Below are 17,716 nucleotides of genomic sequence, written 5' to 3'. Positions count from 1 at the left end.
CTACAGAACAAAACGCAAAAGTCGGACTTTCTTTCATGCCCTCTGGCAGCATCGAGTCCGTCATTCTTGGACCAAACTTACCTCACTCCAGTGCAATCACGCGGTTGATTTGCCGTGAAATATTTCAGACGCTCCTCAAAGACGTTCTCGTCTGGCGCCAACCTTATGGCCTCTCGTTCGAGGGACGCCGCTTTCGTGAAATCTCCTGCATAGGCTGCGATACAAGCTGCCGTGTCGAGATTGCCTGCACTACGCTCGATCAAAATGAGGGTGTCTCCGTAGCCAAGCGCTTCGATTTTCAATTTTTCGCGACCGGGAAAATCTCGTGTGGCGACGATCCATACGAAGTTGTTGAAGGCAACCGGATGAGCCTGAGCGAGTTGGATGGCAAGGCGATAATCCGATAGAGCTCGCAAGGTCTCATTCCGCCGGTCCCAATCCTGAGCACGGATGGTGGTAAGGTAAGCAAGCGTTTCATCCCGGCTCATTGAGCGTCCCTGATAAGTCGGGGTATCGGTCGGAGCAGAGCACTGCGTTCGGCCATTCGTATCCCAATCGACAGATTCGCCATCAGATAGGTTCCAACGCACAAAATTGTGCCCGGCGCCACTTCCAAGCCTCATTTCTACAAGCGCTGCATTGAGACCGATGTTCTCTGCAACCGTTAGCAAGATCAGCGAACTCGTATCGCAGTCGATCGAAAATAGTGGATCTTCGTGCTCTCCGTTTTGGGGGAAAAGTGCGCTGGCGAGCGTGTCCGTTGGTATCTTCAGCGAAAATCCTTTTTCCGCCAGAACATCGCCGGTGATCCGACTGATCATAAGCACGTTGTCACGCAACGCCGCATCGTCTACCGACGATGGCTGTCCTGTTGATTTCCACTGAGAGCTGACCCGGCGCAGCCCCATATTTCCGTTGAGAATTGACCCATGTTTCAACCGTCCCTCGCATTTTTTCAGCGGGGGCTCTGGAGTGATCGACATGGCGTTTCTGAGCGTGATCCGACGCTGGCATTTTCGAGAGCATCTATCGATCCGGGAGATTTGCCGCAGGACCGGCCTATCCCGGAATACCATCCGCAAATACCTGCGTGCCGGCGGCGTGGAGCCAACGTTCAAGGTGCCGGAGAGACCGAGCAAGCTTGATCCGTTTGCGGATCGGTTGTCGGCCTGGCTGAAGACGGAATCGAAGAAGGGCCGCAAGCAGAAGCGGACGATAAAGCAGCTACATGCTGACTTGATGAGCCTCGGCTACGAGGGCTCCTACAACCGGGTGGCAGCATTTGCTCGAGAATGGCGTGATGACCGGCAGAGAGAACTGCAGACGACGGGCCGCGGGACATATGTGCCCCTAGCGTTCGACCCCGGCGAAGCCTTCCAGTTCGATTGGTCGGAAGATTGGGCGATCATCGGCAATGAGCGCACAAAACTGCAGGTGGCGCATACGAAGCTGAGCTACAGCCGCGCCTTCATCGTCCGGGCCTATCTCCTGCAGACGCACGAGATGCTGTTTGATGCCCACAATCATGCATTCCGCGTGTTCGGAGGCATCCCCGGCCGTGGCATCTACGACAACATGCGCACCGCGATCGACAAGGTCGGCCGTGGCAAAGAGCGTGACGTCAACGTCCGCTTCCAGGCGATGGCCAGTCATTACCTGTTCGAACCCGAGTTCTGCAATCCGGCGTCCGGCTGGGAGAAGGGGCAGGTCGAGAAGAATGTTCAGGATGCGCGTCATCGCTTCTTCCAACCGATCCCGCGCTTTCCATCGCTGGACGCTCTGAACGACTGGCTCGAGCAGCGTTGCAAGGAGTTCTGGGCCAAGACACCACATGGTCAGATGCGTGGCACCATCGCCGACATCTGGGCCGAGGAGGCTCCAGCTCTCATGCCCGTTTCCAGGCCGTTCGACGGGTTTGTTGAATACACGAAGCGGGTCACACCAACCTGCCTCGTGCATCTGGAGCGCAACCGCTACAGCGTTCCGGCATCCTTTGCCAATCGACCGGTAAGCCTTCGCGTCTACCCGGATCGTGTCGTGGTCGCGGCGGAAGGCCAGATCGTCTGCGAGCACCGCCGCGTCATCGATCGGTCCCATGATCGGCCGGGTCAGACCATCTACGACTGGCGGCATTATCTGGCGGTGGTGCAGCGAAAGCCAGGTGCTCTTCGCAACGGTGCTCCATTCGTCGAGCTTCCCGAAGCATTCCGGACCTTGCAACAATATCTGCTCAAGAAGCCAGGTGGCGACCGCGAGATGGTCGATATTCTGGCGCTTGTTCTCCAGCACGACGAACAGGCAGTGCTCTCGGCCGTCGACATGGCGCTAAAGTCCGGTGTTCCGACGAAGACGCATGTCCTGAACCTGCTGCATCGCCTCGTCGACGGCAAAACCTTCACGCCGCCGACCCTCGACGCACCTCAGGCCCTGACGCTCACCAACGAGCCCAAGGCCAATGTCGAACGATACGATACCTTGAGAAAGACGGAGGCTCGCCATGCGTCATAACCCGGCAAGCGGCGCGATTGTCATCATGCTGCGGCAACTGAAGATGCACGGAATGGCCCAAGCCGTCGGTGATCTGACCGAACAGGGATCGTCGGCGTTCGAGGCTGCCATTCCAATTTTGTCCCAGCTTCTCAAGGCGGAAACAGCCGAACGAGAGGTCCGATCGACCGCATATCAACTCAAGACGGCACGCTTCCCGGCCTATCGTGATCTGAACGGCTTCGACTTCACCAGCAGCGAGATCAACGAGGCGCTCGTGCAGCAACTCCATGGCTGCGACTTCCTCGACGACGCCAACAACATCGTCCTGGTCGGCGGTCCCGGCACGGGCAAGACGCACATTGCTACGGCGATCGGTGTCCAAGCCATCGAGCACCACCATAAGCGGGTCCGGTTCTTCTCGACGGTCGAGCTGGTCAACGCGCTGGAACAGGAAAAGGCGCAAGGACGCTCCGGCCAGATCGCCAACCGCCTCGTCCACTCCGATCTCGTCATCCTTGATGAGCTTGGGTACTTGCCGTTCAGCGCGTCAGGCGGTGCGATGCTGTTCCATCTGCTGAGCAAGCTCTACGAGCGAACCAGCGTCATCATCACGACGAACCTCAGCTTCAGCGAATGGGCCAGCGTCTTCGGTGATGCCAAGATGACCACGGCATTGCTCGATCGGCTTACCCATCATTGCCACATCCTTGAAACCGGAAACGACAGCTTCCGCTTCAAGAACAGCTCGGCGCATGAGCCCAAAACAACGAAGGAGAAACGCAGGGCCTTGACCACTACGACCAGCACAAACGATACCTAAAGGCGGGTCACTTCTCGGTGGAAACGCCGGGTCAGCTCTCAGTGGAAATCAACAGTCCGACAAGACAGCCCGAAACTGCGGCCACGGGAGTTCATCGCAAGGACCGTCTTCCTCTGCCATCGCAAGGACGGCATTGAGTTTTGCCGCAGCTCCGGCGACAGATCTGGCGGGTAGCGCGAACAGGTCATTCAATCGTTCGCCCCGCAACACAGACGCTTTCTCCTCCGCCTGCTTGGCGCGGCTGTATCCCATCCGGTCGTCCAGTTCGTCCCAAGCGGCTTGCTGCTCAGCGAGCGTTGCCTTCGCCTGCATCTTTGCTTCGGCGTTTTCCGACGCATCGCCAAATCGGCGGTCAATTTCCTCCATGGTGAAAGCCGCCACCACGCATTCCTGATCCGGCAAGGCGATGTCAACATGGGGAAATCCCACCGCCGCGATCAGAGCGGTTTCAAGCCGCTGCTGCTTTCGGCAGAACCTTTCGAACTGCTCATGGGCCGCCCACCACTCCTGCCACAACAACAATGCTGGATCGCCACCGTCAGGCTGGTCGTCTTCGGAATAAAGTTCCGCATCCACATCCCCAACCTGTGCCGCCAGCCACGCCGCAGACGTGGAAAGCAATCTGCGTCGCGTGACGACAGGCAAAGTTCTGCTATTGTCGGAATCAGCCATGATCCGAGTTCCCGATAACTTGGTTATGGTCAGATCAGGTGGATGTTACAGCATCTGCCTGATCGCATACGACAAAGCATCACATACAAAATGATAGAGATCAATCAGAAAGTTTGCCTTGGATAGCAGTGTATTGACGATGGAACAGTGCCGCGCCGCGCGAGCAATGTTGGGGTGGAGTCAAACGACGCTTGCAGAGGCGGCGAATGTCTCGCGGCAAACCATTGCTGATTTCGAACGTGGCGCACACATGCCCATTGCGAACAATCTCGCCAGCATAACCGCTGCGTTTGAACAGGCTGGCATAACCCTCATTCATGCAGAAGGCGGGGCTGTGGGCGTTCTTTTCAAAAAGGCTAAGTAGGCAAGCCACCCTGTAGCCGATCCGTGTCACAACCCCAGCCCGCGCTTCCTCGCGAAACTCCAGTCAACTCCACCGCCGTCTCTCACCACGCCACTGATATGCTGGCCGATCCGCTGGTCGAGCGCAGGTTGCCACGGCACAAGCTGGAAGCCGATGCCATCATCGAGCATGGCGAACCGTCCGCTGGCGAGGTTGACGCCACCCCTCAGTGATCCGCTGACATATTCCCCCGGCTGGCTAGGCGTGTAGGGCAGACCGCGTTCCGCCGCCAACTACCGGCCAACACGGTCGATCTCGGTTCGCTCCAGTCGTTCCAGCACATCCTTCGGCGCTCGGATGCTGCCATTATCGAGACGCACGGCCTGACCCTGGTCGACAAGGCTTTGGCGACGACGGTCCAGCGCCTCGCTGACCTCCAGGCCAAAACCTGCTTGCGTGAGCGGTGTGCGTTCGCGTGAGGCAAGCTCTCGGTCCAGCCATGTTGCACCATCGCTGCCGACCTGTCTGTTGAGGTCGAGCGTGGAGAGTGTTCGGACGGCAAAGTCCTTCGCCCTGTCTCTGGCGTCATAAGCCATGCCGCGTTCAGGGAGATCACCGGGTATCTTCCAGTGGTCGCCGTCGATCCGCTCGACATGACCGGCACGACGCAGTGCTTCGAGGCGACGGACATGGGAACGGATGAAGGCGTCGGGATCGCCGCCAATCTTTTCGATCTTTGCCCTCGCCTGCTCCAGATGATCGCTTGGTCGGTAGATGCCATCATTGTGGGCGGCCAGATCACGAATGTTGATATCGGATGCCCTGGGCTCGGCCTTTTGCGGGATCGGATCGAGGGACACGATGTGGCCGCGCTGGAGATTTTCGAGCCGGTGGATGTCTGATGTCTCGACATAATGGGTATGTCCGTCCACGCCGTCGATGACCAGATGCAGCCGGTCGCTCATCTCATCGCCTGCCAGCCCCTTGGCCAGGACCCTGCCGACCACCGGTTCGGTGATGCCTTTGCCATGGGTGATGTAATCGCGGGCACCACGCTCATCGCTAAGGCCTTGATCCTCCAGCGCCCGGTGCATGGTCTTGATGATATCTCCGCGCTCGCCAAGCGCGCGTAGCGTCTGTTCCGCATCGTCGCGGATCGTCCATCGTCCGGTGTCGGTCTCATCCGCCAAGCCATATCGCTCCAGGTGCTTCGCCCGGTCGATCAGGAGCGATCGGTTGGCCCGGACAGTGTAGCTGTCGGAGGCATCGGGACGAAGGTCGATGATCCCCTGTTTCTGTCTCTCGGCGATCAGCATCCTGTCGAGCCGCGTCAGGCGTTCGACCCCGACCTCATGGCGCAGTTTTGCCGCGACCTCCAACTCGCTCTGCCGGCCCAGTTCCAGCGTCACCAGTGCCTCGGCCCGGTGGCGGACCCCATGGGCGATATAGTCGCCGGCAATGTTGAGGATGCGGCCATCTTCCAGCACCCCCCGGACAATGACATGGGTGTGGGGATGACCGGTATTGTGGTGATCGACAGCGATCCAATCCAGTCGGGTATCCAGATCGCTTTCCATCTGCTTCATGAGATCGCGAGTGAAGGATCGCATGTCAGCCATGTCTGCAGCATCTTCGGGTGCGACGATGAACCGGAACTGATGGCGATCATCGCGGCCGCGCTCGACAAACGCCTTGCCGTCGGCCTCATCCTCGAATGCGGAATAGACCCTGCCCTTCTCCCCATCTTTCGTCACGCCATCCCGCTCCAGATAGCGCAGGTGCGCATCGACCGTCTTTGCCGAAGTCGAACGAAATTTCGAGCCGCGCGATTGCCCACGTTGCGGGACAAGCTTGACCACCCGTGCCTTGACCACGACACGCCGCGAGCGGAAGCGGGTGCCGCTGCTATCGGGCGTCCAGCCGGTACCGTCCTTCCTCACAAACGACGGCGCAAGTTTTGCACCACGGCCTCGGGCATTGAAGCGTCCGCTCCCGTTGCCCGACGCACCCCCAATGCGGTCCGGGTTTCCGCCGGCCTTGCGCACGGCGATCTTCACCTGGGTGATGAACGGTTTGGAGTACAAGCTGGCGCGGGCGCCCCGGCTCTTCGGTCGGCCCGGTTTGATGCGGAAACTGTCGTCGTCACGGTCGGCCATAGCGGCAGGTTCGGCGCCTATTTCCGGCCTGACAAGCAGCATTTTGCCGTCAACGCAGGCGGGCGTAAAAAGACTTGATCCCGCGTAGATTGGCGTAGCGCACCTCGCGGCGGGTGGCCGCTATCCTCTCGGCGCACCAATAAATTCAGTTGGATCTAAAATTCATCACACATCGCGGTATGCGACGCTTTCCCGTTTTCCGACCGGAAAACAATGTGCAGACAATCACTTACGAGTGCAGCTCGGGCGAACAGCGGCTCGCTTTATCTAGCCCTCTTAAAGCGTTTCCTGCCAAATGATTTCCTAACATGTTTTCCTTACAAAAAGCCCGCCGAATTGGCGGGCTGCAGACAGCGCAGACCAGTGTGTAAGAGAAACGGTCGTTTTGCTGACATAACAGTCTCCCGGGTAATAAATTGGAGATCGCATGGTGCCAAAGCAACATCGACTTAGCATTCAGAATGGAAGCTCCAGGCTCAAGCCGTCATTCACGGTGATCGCCGTATGTCAGTTCGATTGCCTTTATCTTGGCAATCAGCGGATTAAGGTCGTAGCCGTTATTCCGTTGATGGCGGTAGCGGGCAACGACCTTGATCAGTCCTTTTTCCCGGAGAGACTTGGTGGCTCTTTGTATGGTGCGCTCATGGACGCTCATCCGTGTCGAGAGGGCCAAGTTTGAAGGATACGGGAAACGACCCGGGTCCCACCAATAGGACATCATGTGAAGGAGAACATTCATCTCGATTGCATCAATACCAAGTCTCCCCTGCGAATAGATCAATTTATTTGGCACGACCGTGAACCCCTGCTCCAGAGCATCCGTCCCCCACTTTACCGCAATTTTACCACCAGGGGCTGGCTTTCGCTTTCGAATGATGCGCTTCAAACTTCTTGGCATGATTCTTGCGCCTCGCGGATACACTACGTTGAGTTCACTGCCTCGGCGAAGCGGAGGCGAAGGGGGGTAAGGACGGTTGGTAAGGGCGGCTAAGGGGGGCCACGCTCCCCTTTTGAGCTCTTACTGTTGGTATGGCTTCACGTTATAGCATTTTGCTTTATGGTGACACATATGTCGGGTCAAATCATAGCTGAACCGACATGCATGTCGGCCTGAGAAACGTGAAAATTCGCTTGGAAAAGCCTACCTTGGACCCGTCGCAAAAAGCGATTTTCTATGGGAAAGGGCCCAACATGGTAAGTTTGTATTTGACGGTAGCTGGAATGCACGTGGCAATGGCGATGGTCTACGTAGCCATCGCCATTGCTTACGGCGGATAAAACAAGGCTCGGCAACGAAGGTGCAACTTCAGAGCCAAGGAAGACTTTAAAGTCCTCACCCTATTAAGTAAAGAACGGCCGCGTTTCGCGGCCGTTTTTCATCGCCGCCGTAGGTGGTAGCTGAACTCGGCCATGAAGCCTCTTTCGCAGATCAGCCGAAACTTGCGATTATTGGTCGCTTGCCGAGGCAGATAAACCATGCGGTTTGCCACCACTTTCCCATGTAATCGCTCAAGCTAACCTGACATGACTTCTCTACAGGATTCGATGTCAAGTTTCCGATCGGTTTCTGTACATTCTGGTATTGCTCGGGAACCGGTCCCCAGTCAAAAGTGAGGGGCGGAGCACAATGCGCTGGCCAAATAGCGCTGTAGAGAGGCTGAGCCACCACCACAGCCAAGAGACCGAAACAACCTCTATCCTACATTGAACGTCGAGGCATTCGATCTACGCCAACGAACTTAGGGCTCTTCATTGCCGTCAGTGGGGAGGAATTCCCTTGGTGAGCCAGAGCTGTTTCGGGCGAAGCCTGTCGCAAAAGTTGACGTTGACCCTCGTGCAACCTAACCTGTTCACCGAGGGGGTATTCATGCGCGTCGGCTACGTTGAGATTCAGAATTTTCGTGGGATCAGCTCACTCGAATGGGCTCCCGAAGCGGGCCTGAACTGCCTTATCGGGCCCAGTGACTCTTGTAAGACGACCATTCTCGACGCGGTCGAGCTTGCGCTTTCCCCGCGCCATACGCTCACATTCGACGACCTCGATTTCTACAATGGCGATCCGGATAAACCGGCGTTGATCACAGTCACCCTCATTGATCTTCCCGCGGAATTCACGTCGGACGGCGCCGGTTACGCGCATTATTTGCGAGGATTCTCGAAAGACAAGAAGGTGACTGACGAGCCACCGGTGGAGGAGAATGGCGTCCCCGCGCTCTCCATCCGCCTCACGATCGACGCGTCGCTCGAGGGCAAGTGGATCCTCTACAATGATCGGGTAGCATCGGGAAGTGAGCCTGAGCGCAGCCTCAGCTACAAGCACCGGCTTCGTGTCGCTCCCGCCCGGCTTGGGGTCTATGCTGACCGGCATCTCAGCTGGGGCCACAATTCGATCCTCACACGGATGACCGAACGTGTCGGGGGTACGAAGGACATCCTAGCGAAGGCGGGCCGCCTCGCACGATCCCATTTCAAGGCGGAAGCCGGAGATCTGTTCAAGACCAGTCTGGAAAATGTCACCAAGATCGCGCGGCTGGTCGGGATGGCCCTTCCTCCGAAATTATCAGTTGGGCTCGATACTGAGAACTTGTCCATCACCAATGGCAGCATATCCATCCACGACGGCGAAATCCCTCTAAGGGTGCTGGGGACGGGGTCCTCCCGCCTGCTCGTAGCCGCTTTGCAGGACGCGGCAAATGAGACCGCTTCGCTCACCATCATCGATGAGGTCGAGTATGGGCTCGAGCCACATCGGATCGTGCGGCTGCTCAAGCATCTGAAATCGGCCGATCGCAAAAGCCCCCAGGTCTTTGTCACCTCACACTCCCCCACTGTGATCCGCGAGCTTAAGGTGGATGATCTTGCCGTCGTTCGCCGCAAAGCGGATGGCAAAGTCATCGTCTGCCCTGCGAGCAAAAAATTTGCATCGCTTAACCCCCAGGCGCCTCCCAGATCGATGCCGGAAGCTTACCTGGCGCCGTCATTGCTCATCTGCGAGGGCAAGACCGAGGTCGGCCTGATCAAGGGGCTGGATGACTTCTGGTTCAACGAAGGCAGGGATAGCATGGCGGTGAAGGGTATCGCGCTGGTCGACGGGGGCGGGATCGATCACGCGCCGGCATTGGCCGGTCACTTTTACTCGCTGGGTTATGACGTGGCGGTCCTAATCGATTCCGATCGGGATCCTGACGACGCTACCATTATCAAGAAGCTCGGGGATAAGGGTGTAAGCGTATTCCGCTGGGATCCACCTTATGCCACGGAAGACCTCATCTTTCAGCGATTGCCGGCCGCAGGGCTTGAAGCTCTGCTGGACTATACCTTGACCCTGCGCTCGGAAGACTCCGTCCTTCACGCCGCCAATGTCGGCCGCGCTCCAGAACAAAAACTCACCACGATCGACGAGCTCCGGCAGAGACTGACGGAGCCCGAAATCCGCTCGGCTTTGGCGGAGCGAGCAAAAGGGAAAATCGATAGCAATACCCGCAAACGCACCGACGCCTGGTACAAGGACATCGATCGAGCTGATTACATCGGTCATCACATTGTCGGCCCGAACCTCACGAATGGTGATGCTGCGCTGAAAACCGCCCTCTCCAATCTCCGGACGTGGATAGATGGGCGTCCCTGAGCGCATTGCCAAAGCCGTAGCGGAAGGTGTCTCCGGATCCGTGGTCGCTCCTGCCGGATACGGCAAGACTGAAACGATTGCGGATATCGTTGCTGGATCCACGGGACGCTTCCTGCTGTTGACACATACCTTGGTTGGGGTCGATGCCCTCAAGGCTCGGCTGAAAAAGAAGGGTGTGCGTCTGGATCGGTTTCTGCTCGATACCATCGCCGCGTGGAGTCTCCGTTACGCGTCGTCCTTTCCCAAGACATCCGGTTTGGCCCCGATCGCCACACCGCAAGGCACCGAGTGGGAGGTCGTCTACAAAGCGGCGGGCAAACTCGTCACGTCGCGGGCGCTTGATACGGTTATCACGTCTTCCTACGCGGGCGTGCTCGTCGATGAATATCAAGACTGCACCAAAGCCCAACACGAGATCATCAAGGGCCTCGCACGCCTCCTACCCGTTTATGTGTTCGGTGACCCACTGCAGGGAATATTCGATTTCGGCAGTGAGACAATTGTAAACTGGGGCGCGGACGTGACCCCGGTGTTCCCCCTGATCGATGAGTTGCAGACGCCATGGCGGTGGAAAACCAACGACGGACTGTCGCAATGGCTGGTCGGGCTGCGCCAGTCTCTCGCCAGTGGCGCCGCAATTGACCTTACAAGGGTCCCCGCTTGTATCCGCGTGCATCATGTCACCGATGCGGAAACCGCCCAGAAGGCTGAGCGCACGGCGTGCGGCGCCTACACGTCAAGCGATACGAACCGTGTCGCCATCATCGGCGCCAAAGGCAGTGAGGAACAGAGAGCGGCTTTGGCCAAACGCACCTATGCCCAGAATGTCGAGGCCATCAGCTGCAAATCCCTGTTCAAAGCCTGTGCCGATATTGAAGGCTCGTCAGGGCCTGCCCGGCTTGCGCACGTCATCCAGCTGTTGCACCGCTGCATGGTTGGCGTGCGCCCGACCGCGTTCCTCAGGCGCATGGGCGAGATCCATAGTGGCTCGAAAAAACCTAAAGCGCTGAAGCCATCGGAAATGGCCGCATTGCGCTGCATGGCGGAAGAGACTTTGGAGCCTGTCCTCCTGCTGATCGAGGAATTCCGCAGAGATTGCCGGCCATTCCGCAACGAGCTCCTGTTTGCCTTACGCGAAAGCCTGAAGCTTCAGCTGCAGGGACATCCAGGCACACTGGTCGACGCCGCGCGCGACGTCCAGGAACGCCGGAGGCACGCCGGCAGGCGACACGGGCATAAGATCGTTACCAGCACGCTGTTGGTCAAAGGGCTCGAATATGAGAATTCCGTCGTCTTCCTAGCAGGATCGATGAAAAAGGAAGACGTGTACGTCGCCCTCACCCGTGCATCTCAACGCATGCAAATCGTTACAGATAATCTGACATTTAAGGCGGTCTAACCTGACACGATTTCCTTAGAGGATTCGATGACAAGGTTTCCGGTCGTCTGACAAACACTTTGGCTAGGGCAGGGACGTCTCAGAGAACAATCAACTCAGCAATGTCGGTGAGTGGGCCGATTGCGATAGCCATCCTTTCGGATCAGAGCCGCACCCGTGCGAGATCCGGGGCAGGCAATGAAGAACATCGGAGCTTTCAGCATCGTGCCGACCGCAGGGCGGGAAAGCGGGAATTCTCGACACGCCAAGGACCGGTTAAACAGGTAGCCGCAGGAGCCTCAGCATAGCGACCCACAGGGAGAGGCGGGACCGACTGCCTCCGGCCGGGCGTTCCGTGTGAATGGCCTACCCGCAGGCTGAAGCCAAGCCTAGTTCCACATGCGGTTGGCGTCGAATTGGATACCAGCGGCTTTCAACTCTTTGACCAGCGATTGCTTCCAACCTTCTGCAGGGTCCATATCCGTATAGACGACGCCGAAGAGGTCGGACGGGATTTCCACGTTTCCCTTACGAAGAAGACACACTCGGCCGCGACCGAGCTTTCCAGCAAAATACCCCAACTCAAAAATCACGTTCTGTCTCGCGCGTTGGTTCTGCCCATCGGAAGAGATGGCCGCTCCCACGTCATCAGGGGTCATGAGAACTACCGCGAAGCCGACTTCCTCCGCGCTCTGCTCATACTTCTCGATGATAGTGCGCCCCTGGTTGGGCTGCTCGCGGAGAATGATGATCTGCAGGTCCAATTTTTCAAGGAAGCGCGCCAGGCTCTGAAGGGCACCCTCATCGTGACCGTGGACAATGAATATCTTGTTGGAGTTTGGCACGATCAGCTGCGGCTTCTTCTGCCCACGGGAGAGGACGAAGGTCTTGTAGTCTCGCACGAAAGGAATGACCACCTGTCCCGTCATGACTTCCAGGGCGGCATTGAGCTTGGGGCTCGATGTGAAGTTATGCCCGAACTCCAGCATGAAGTCAGGGTTATCTGCGAACTTCAGCACGAGCAACAGCATCAATCCAAGCGTTTGCTCCGGATCGTCCGGCCATTCTAGGGCATCGCCCCCCATACCGGCATGATAGTCATGACCGGCAAGATAGGCCTGAAGATCCAACTCGGCTGTAAGCCCGGCATTTGTCGATTCCAGATCCTCGTGCCGCAGCAAGCGGCCCAACACTTTGATGGGTCTTTGAAATGTCTGATAGCTCGCCGACTGCAGATCGAGCACGGCATTGTTAATCTCGTGAAAAAGGTCAGGCACTTTACTCTTCCGTATCGTTCTTAAGGCGGGCAGCAGCCGCTTTCTTGAGTATGGCCTCGCGGTAGGCCTCTTTGGAGGCAGCGATCAACGGCACCACAATCGGATTGGACGCATATTGCCCAACCTTCTCGTCGATCATGTTTTCCATCTGCTGAATCGCGGCCTGGATGCTCGAAGGGTCGTCGGGCGTAAAGGAAACCTTCCCGATTTCGCCATCAATAGCCGCAAGGGCTCGCTGAGCTTCAGCAAGGTTCTTCTGCAGTTTGTCTAACCCTGTGATCTTCACGTCGTAGCCCTCCATTTCCCAACTCGGATTCTAGCGCATATATTAAGGGTGGCAAATAATAGACATCAAACAACTTTTGGATTTGCCGACAAAGTCGTCAATGTGCCGTTTCACCTTGGAGATCAATGAAACGGCCCAGGCTGCGTAGATGGGAGACGGTCTCAAGAAGAAGGTGGCCCCGCTGACCATACCGGTCGCAGATGACCTGGATCTCCTCGGCAATTCGGTCGATGTCCTCTGCAGGTGCATCAATCTCCGCGAAAACATACGTATCGTGGCCCACGGCAGTGATGGGGCAGCCAGTGGCGATTATCTCCTCAATGAAGTCCGGAATCTGGTCTTTACGCATGTTCGGGTGCTCCTTTCACGAAGAACGGGAAAATAGCACCGCCTCTAGGTTGCGCAATACAGTGAATCCTACAAGGCTAGCGGGACACGTGACCCACTGCGTTTGTCGGCGCATGTCGGTGACGTCGGAGGCCAGCGGGTGCATCGGGAAAGACGCGGACTCAGAACCCCAGCGATCGCTGGCTGAAGCGGCCGTGCCCCCGCAGCTCCCCCTTAGCAAGCGGGCGGCACGCGTTCCCGGCGGCGACTGTGGCGGATGTGCATATTGACCTCGCGGCACAAGAGAACGTAATAGGAACATATTCCACCCTCCCCGCCAGCAAAGGCAGACATTCCCATGTAGAATGATCCCCCGAAAGACCCTTGAGCTTCATGTCGGTATTCCGGCTGCGCAGCACCGCATCACGTCGCGGGTTGATGATCTGAGCAAACTCGGCTGGTGTGTCGGCCATTGAAGCTTTCGATGAAGGCATTCTGGATCGGCTTACCCGGCGCGACGTAGTGCCAAAGCTCGGAGACTGACGTGCCGGCCTCGTGCTCCTTCAGTATCCCGATAATCTGTTCGTCTGTGAAACGGTTGCGCTTCATTCTCTGGTCCTCTCAATAGGCCAGAGCTTCCTTCAAAATGGATTAGTTCAGCGGGGCAAGGTCACAAGATATTCTAGGCTTCGTGCACCACCTACCGGCTCGCGGAGTGCCGGTTTGTTGAAACCCCCAAACGCAAAAACCGCCCCCTAGATGGGAGCGGAGAGACTGTTATGCTGGAACTGGTTGCGGGGGCAGGATTTGAACCTGCAGCTCACCAGAGGCATTCCTACATCCCCAGCCCCTTGGTGAAACTCTGCCTGAGCCCATAGTGACGAGACATTTCGGCCCGTTCCGCACGCTCTGCGATGCGCGCGACTTCCTTGATGCGATCCAGCCTAGTCGCAAGCTCCGACCCCAAGCGTACATCCGCCTGTTTCAGACTGCGCAGATCGGCACTACCAAATCGCCGCCCCAGCGCTCTCGCAATCGTCTTCGCCTCATTGAACGCTCGTCTTCCCTCCGATGTACCTGATATTTCCGTAAGGAAATTTAGCCTGTCGGCCTGCGGCAAACTATCCAACTGCCTCAAGATCGCCTCGCTGCGCGCACTCAACCCCGGCACCGCGATTATGTCCTGCTTCTCGCGCTTCCATGTCTCCGACGCGCGCTCCGCCTCCACCCGCCGCTCCCAGGTCTGCCCGGCAGATGCCACGTGGTTACTGAGCGCCTTGGCATAGTGCCGCGCCAACTTCCGCTCCCTGTTTTCTCCCAGCAGCCCGGCGTTGCCCCGCAGATCACCAAACAGCTCCGGCAGCTCCGCCATCGTTTTCGCCAGGGTCGAAGCGCTGACACCCTCGTCCACGATGGCGATGCTCAACCTTGCCGCAACCGCTTTCGGATCCACATAGACATAGCCACCAACCGAACGCACGGCCTCCATGTCCCGCTCGAAGTCCGGCCTCGCCTTCTCCCGTGCAATATCCTCGACACTGCGGGCATAGCTGGAAACGGCCGCCACCAGCGGCTCCACCTTCTCGATCTCCGCCTCACTCTTTCGTTTGGCCTCCTGCCCGGTCCCCGGTGCTTCAGCGCTTGCCGAAGGCTGGAGAACACCCGTCGGGCGAACGCGCGCCGCCACCACGCTGGCGTAAGCCGGCGGATGTTCGCCGGCCCGTCCTGGCGAGAGATCGACGGCAATCTCGCTGCCGATACCGAATTCGTCCGCAAGCCCGCGCCGTTCCGCAAAGGCCCGCGTGTAGTCCAGCGTGGTCTCCTTCGCCCCCGACCTACTCATGCTGGCGGTGAGCACCTTCATGTCCTTCATCTCATCCCGACCGGCATAAAGCCGCACGCTGTCGCGGTGGCGTGTCATCGCCACATAGGTCAGATGGCGGTCCATCGTGCCCGACGCCATGACCAAGGTACGATCGACCGTCGCCCCTTGCGACTTGTGGATCGTCGTCGCGTAGCCATGATCAAAGGCTTGGTAACTATTCACAGGTATGGATACGGAACGGGTGGTCTTCTGCCCGGCGCCGTCGAGCCGTATCTGTATTGCGTCCGGCTCGACGGCCCAAACCGTTCCCAGCATGCCGTTCTTGACGCCGAGGTCTCGATTGTTCTCCAGCAGGACGATCCGGTCACCCGATGCAAACGACCGCTTGCCGCCATTGGTCTGGTAGACCACTTCCCGCCCCAGACCGACCTGCTCCTCATCACCCCGCGCCAGTTTCCCCAGCTCCTGGAGGCCTGCTCGGATATCGGCGTTGATCGCGCGAACATCGACGCGGCGATGGGTCAGCGCGATCCGGGATCCGCTTGGATGCGCCTCCAGGTCGGCGAGATAATCACTGACGAGTGCCGCCCGCGCCTGGACCCTGTCGTCGCAGAAGTTCACGGCACCATGATCGGCATAGCTCGCCAGCCCCTCGCTCGTGCGATGGGTGGCAAAGGCGATCGAAGCCTCGCGCTGCCAGCCTTCGTTCTGCCGGCGGATTTCGGAAAGCTCGACGGCGCCGATGCGCTCGGCAATCGCCCGGAACGGAGACCCCGCCCCAATCGCCTGCAGCTGTTCATGATCGCCGACCAGTACCAGCTTGGCGCCGCGCAGCTCGGCCTCCGCCACGAACTTCGCCAACTGCCGGCTTCCGATCATGCCTGCTTCGTCAATAACGAACACGTCCCCTTTGCCAAGCTCCCCCTTGCCCGCCTGCCAGCCATATTCCCAAGACGCCAAGGTGCGCGATGCAATGCCGGAGGACTCCTCAAGTCCCTCGGCCGCCTTGCCGGCGAGTGCCGCGCCATGAACCCGGTAGCCCTGCCGTTCCCAGGCATCGCGTGCGGCAGCCAACATGGTTGACTTACCAGCGCCGGCAAAGCCGATCACAGCAGTAATCTGCTCAGGCCCGCTAATGTGGCGGATCGCTGCGCGCTGTTCTTCGCTCAGGCCGGAACGCTCAATCACCCGCTCCCGATCATCTAGGCGATTTTCGCCGCGTTCAACTTTTCCTGATAGGGAGGCAGCCGTCCTTGCCCTGATCGCATCGTCCTGTAGGTTCAGTGACTGATCGACATGATGTCGATTAACGCCATGGCTGCGGCGCTGCCCCAAAGCTTCAGCGCTCGCCGCCATGGCGTGCTCGATCTCCACCATTTCTCGTGTCGAGTACCGCGCAAGCGCGCCATTCTGCTCAGGCTGCAATTCCACCAATGCCGGTGATGCCATGACGGCGACAAAGGCATTCAAGAAACCATTGATATCGTCGATATAGCGATGCAGCGCGCGCGCCACGTCATAGCGATCGAACACGCTCTTTTCTGCTGTGATGATTGTCAGCACCTGCTCGGGTTTGGCGCGAACCAGATCGGCGTTGCGACGTGCCGTCTCCGCATCGATCCTCGATCTTGACACCTCCAGCCCGCGCCGATCCATCTGCGAGGCAAAGACACCCATATGTTCCGTCGGCTCGATCGCAAGGCCACGCTCCAGGTGCGACCGGTGATCAACCCGGATATCAAGACCGGCCCGCACCAGATGGCGGTTGACGTGGTTTTCCCAACTTTGCCTGATATCGCGAAGCTGCATATGCGAGGTCGGCTGGTCGTGGTTCAGCAGCCACTTGTTCTCCCGCTCGATCAGCGTCTTCTCACCCAGCCCATCGGGCGTGATCATGCGCGTCGTCATCACCACATGGGCATGGTCGTTGCGTACATCACCTTCCGTGTGTGGCCGGTGAATGGCGAAGTCGACGGCAGCGCCATAACGGTTGGCGAGTTCCTGGGCGAAGTCCCGTGTCAGCGACAATCGTTCCGCCGCACTCAGCTCATGCGGAAGCGCAATCTCGAACTCACGGGCCACCCGGGCGTCCTTCCGTTTCTCCGCCTGCTCCACCGCATTCCAAAGCGCCGAGCGATCCAGAGCCCAATCCGCCTTCACGCCTTGCGGCAGCACGATCTCGCAATGCTCAACGCCGCGCTTGGCTGTGAAATCATGCACGAGGCCATCGCGTTCATTCAAAAGCCGCGATGCCGTACGGTAGGCGACAGCAGCCACCGCACTGCGACCGCCGCTGCGCGCCACCGGCTTCATGCTGCAATGATAGATCGCCATGCCAGCCTCCAATCGGACGAAGGCCCGTCCTGAGCGCTGAGTAGCCTTGCTACTCGTAAGTGCGCCCTTGCACTTCCTTCGCTTCGCTACGGTAACATGCGGGATTCCGCTTCGCGGCTAACACTTCTGCTAGTTGCCTCAACGGATTGCTTGGGTTCCAATCCGGCATTCTCAAGAGGG

Annotated in this window: 12 protein-coding genes and 3 pseudogenes; 5 read left to right on the top strand and 10 right to left on the bottom strand. The window is 58.4% G+C overall.

The features are described from left to right. Positions 1-77: 77 nt before the first annotated feature. Positions 78-983, bottom strand: a complete 906-nt coding sequence (locus tag IM739_RS11550; protein ID WP_237367903.1) for a hypothetical protein — start codon at positions 981-983, stop codon at positions 78-80. On the opposite strand from IM739_RS11550, the gene istA reads away from it, so the two are divergent. Continuing rightward, positions 982-2,508, top strand: coding sequence for an IS21 family transposase (gene istA, locus IM739_RS11545; RefSeq protein WP_237367902.1), 1,527 nt, complete (start codon positions 982-984; stop codon positions 2,506-2,508). The two genes, IM739_RS11550 and istA, sit on opposite strands and share 2 nt — an antisense overlap. Next, positions 2,498-3,310, top strand: coding sequence for an IS21-like element helper ATPase IstB (gene istB, locus IM739_RS11540; RefSeq protein ID WP_237367900.1), 813 nt, complete (start codon positions 2,498-2,500; stop codon positions 3,308-3,310). The genes istA and istB overlap by 11 nt, the downstream gene beginning before the upstream one ends. 48 nt (positions 3,311-3,358) lie before the next feature. Here istB and IM739_RS11535 read toward each other — a convergent pair whose 3' ends face one another. Next, entirely contained in the window at positions 3,359-3,982 is a 624-nt protein-coding gene (locus IM739_RS11535) for a hypothetical protein (RefSeq protein ID WP_237367899.1), read from the bottom strand. A 139-nt stretch (positions 3,983-4,121) separates the two neighbouring features. Here IM739_RS11535 and IM739_RS11530 point away from each other — a divergent pair, with 139 nt between their 5' ends. Continuing rightward, positions 4,122-4,346, top strand: coding sequence for a helix-turn-helix domain-containing protein (locus IM739_RS11530; RefSeq protein WP_237371047.1), 225 nt, complete (start codon positions 4,122-4,124; stop codon positions 4,344-4,346). A 26-nt stretch (positions 4,347-4,372) separates the two neighbouring features. Here IM739_RS11530 and IM739_RS11525 read toward each other — a convergent pair. Both IM739_RS11525 and IM739_RS11520 read right to left on the bottom strand, forming a co-directional pair. Further along, positions 4,373-6,481: pseudogene (locus IM739_RS11525) on the bottom strand (DUF3363 domain-containing protein). 484 nt (positions 6,482-6,965) lie between these two features. Further along, on the bottom strand, positions 6,966-7,379 hold the full coding sequence (locus IM739_RS11520) for a helix-turn-helix domain-containing protein (protein WP_237367898.1): 414 nt from the start codon (positions 7,377-7,379) through the stop codon (positions 6,966-6,968). An 882-nt stretch (positions 7,380-8,261) separates the two neighbouring features. Here IM739_RS11520 and IM739_RS11515 point away from each other — a divergent pair. Beyond that, positions 8,262-10,109: an ATP-dependent nuclease gene (locus IM739_RS11515; RefSeq protein WP_237371046.1), complete on the top strand. Its 1,848-nt coding sequence runs from the start codon at positions 8,262-8,264 to the stop codon at positions 10,107-10,109. Then, positions 10,096-11,508, top strand: coding sequence for a UvrD-helicase domain-containing protein (locus IM739_RS11510; RefSeq protein WP_237367897.1), 1,413 nt, complete (start codon positions 10,096-10,098; stop codon positions 11,506-11,508). The genes IM739_RS11515 and IM739_RS11510 overlap by 14 nt, the downstream gene beginning before the upstream one ends. Before the next feature lie 368 nt (positions 11,509-11,876). On the opposite strand, the gene IM739_RS11505 is transcribed toward IM739_RS11510, so the two are convergent. The 6 genes and pseudogenes from IM739_RS11505 to traA all read right to left on the bottom strand — a co-directional run bounded on the left by IM739_RS11505 (position 11,877) and on the right by traA (position 17,536). Beyond that, entirely contained in the window at positions 11,877-12,764 is an 888-nt protein-coding gene (locus IM739_RS11505) for a TIR domain-containing protein (RefSeq protein WP_237367896.1), read from the bottom strand. Between the two features lies 1 nt (position 12,765). Then, positions 12,766-13,065: a hypothetical protein gene (locus IM739_RS11500; protein ID WP_237367894.1), complete on the bottom strand. Its 300-nt coding sequence runs from the start codon at positions 13,063-13,065 to the stop codon at positions 12,766-12,768. An 82-nt stretch (positions 13,066-13,147) separates the two neighbouring features. Continuing rightward, complete coding sequence (locus tag IM739_RS11495) at positions 13,148-13,399, bottom strand: hypothetical protein (RefSeq protein WP_237367893.1); 252 nt, start codon at positions 13,397-13,399, stop codon at positions 13,148-13,150. A 401-nt stretch (positions 13,400-13,800) separates the two neighbouring features. Beyond that, positions 13,801-13,896 (bottom strand): annotated as a pseudogene (locus IM739_RS11490) (hypothetical protein); the annotation flags it as partial. 9 nt (positions 13,897-13,905) lie between these two features. Continuing rightward, a pseudogene (locus tag IM739_RS11485) lies at positions 13,906-13,986 on the bottom strand (transposase); the annotation flags it as partial. 226 nt (positions 13,987-14,212) lie between these two features. Continuing rightward, positions 14,213-17,536, bottom strand: coding sequence for a Ti-type conjugative transfer relaxase TraA (gene traA, locus IM739_RS11480; RefSeq protein WP_237367892.1), 3,324 nt, complete (start codon positions 17,534-17,536; stop codon positions 14,213-14,215). Positions 17,537-17,716 lie beyond the last annotated feature (180 nt).

Origin of the sequence: Rhizobium sp. SL42 (genome assembly GCF_021729845.1) — a bacterium.
In the GTDB taxonomy this organism is placed as follows: Bacteria; Pseudomonadota; Alphaproteobacteria; order Rhizobiales; family Rhizobiaceae; genus Allorhizobium.
Note: the sequence above shows the minus strand (reverse complement) of the source record. Positions and strands in the feature narration are given on the sequence as shown.

Bases quoted from the DNA above. Each gene is read 5' to 3' on its own strand.
- IM739_RS11535 (WP_237367899.1), bottom strand. From the start codon at position 3,982: ATGGCTGATTCCGACAATAGCAGAACTTTGCCTGTCGTCACGCGACGC.
- IM739_RS11510 (WP_237367897.1), top strand. From the start codon at position 10,096: ATGGGCGTCCCTGAGCGCATTGCCAAAGCCGTAGCGGAAGGTGTCTCC.
- IM739_RS11530 (WP_237371047.1), top strand. From the start codon at position 4,122: ATGGAACAGTGCCGCGCCGCGCGAGCAATGTTGGGGTGGAGTCAAACG.
- istB (WP_237367900.1), top strand. From the start codon at position 2,498: ATGCGTCATAACCCGGCAAGCGGCGCGATTGTCATCATGCTGCGGCAA.
- IM739_RS11550 (WP_237367903.1), bottom strand. From the start codon at position 983: ATGTCGATCACTCCAGAGCCCCCGCTGAAAAAATGCGAGGGACGGTTG.
- IM739_RS11495 (WP_237367893.1), bottom strand. From the start codon at position 13,399: ATGCGTAAAGACCAGATTCCGGACTTCATTGAGGAGATAATCGCCACT.
- IM739_RS11520 (WP_237367898.1), bottom strand. From the start codon at position 7,379: ATGCCAAGAAGTTTGAAGCGCATCATTCGAAAGCGAAAGCCAGCCCCT.
- IM739_RS11500 (WP_237367894.1), bottom strand. From the start codon at position 13,065: ATGGAGGGCTACGACGTGAAGATCACAGGGTTAGACAAACTGCAGAAG.
- traA (WP_237367892.1), bottom strand. From the start codon at position 17,536: ATGGCGATCTATCATTGCAGCATGAAGCCGGTGGCGCGCAGCGGCGGT.
- istA (WP_237367902.1), top strand. From the start codon at position 982: ATGGCGTTTCTGAGCGTGATCCGACGCTGGCATTTTCGAGAGCATCTA.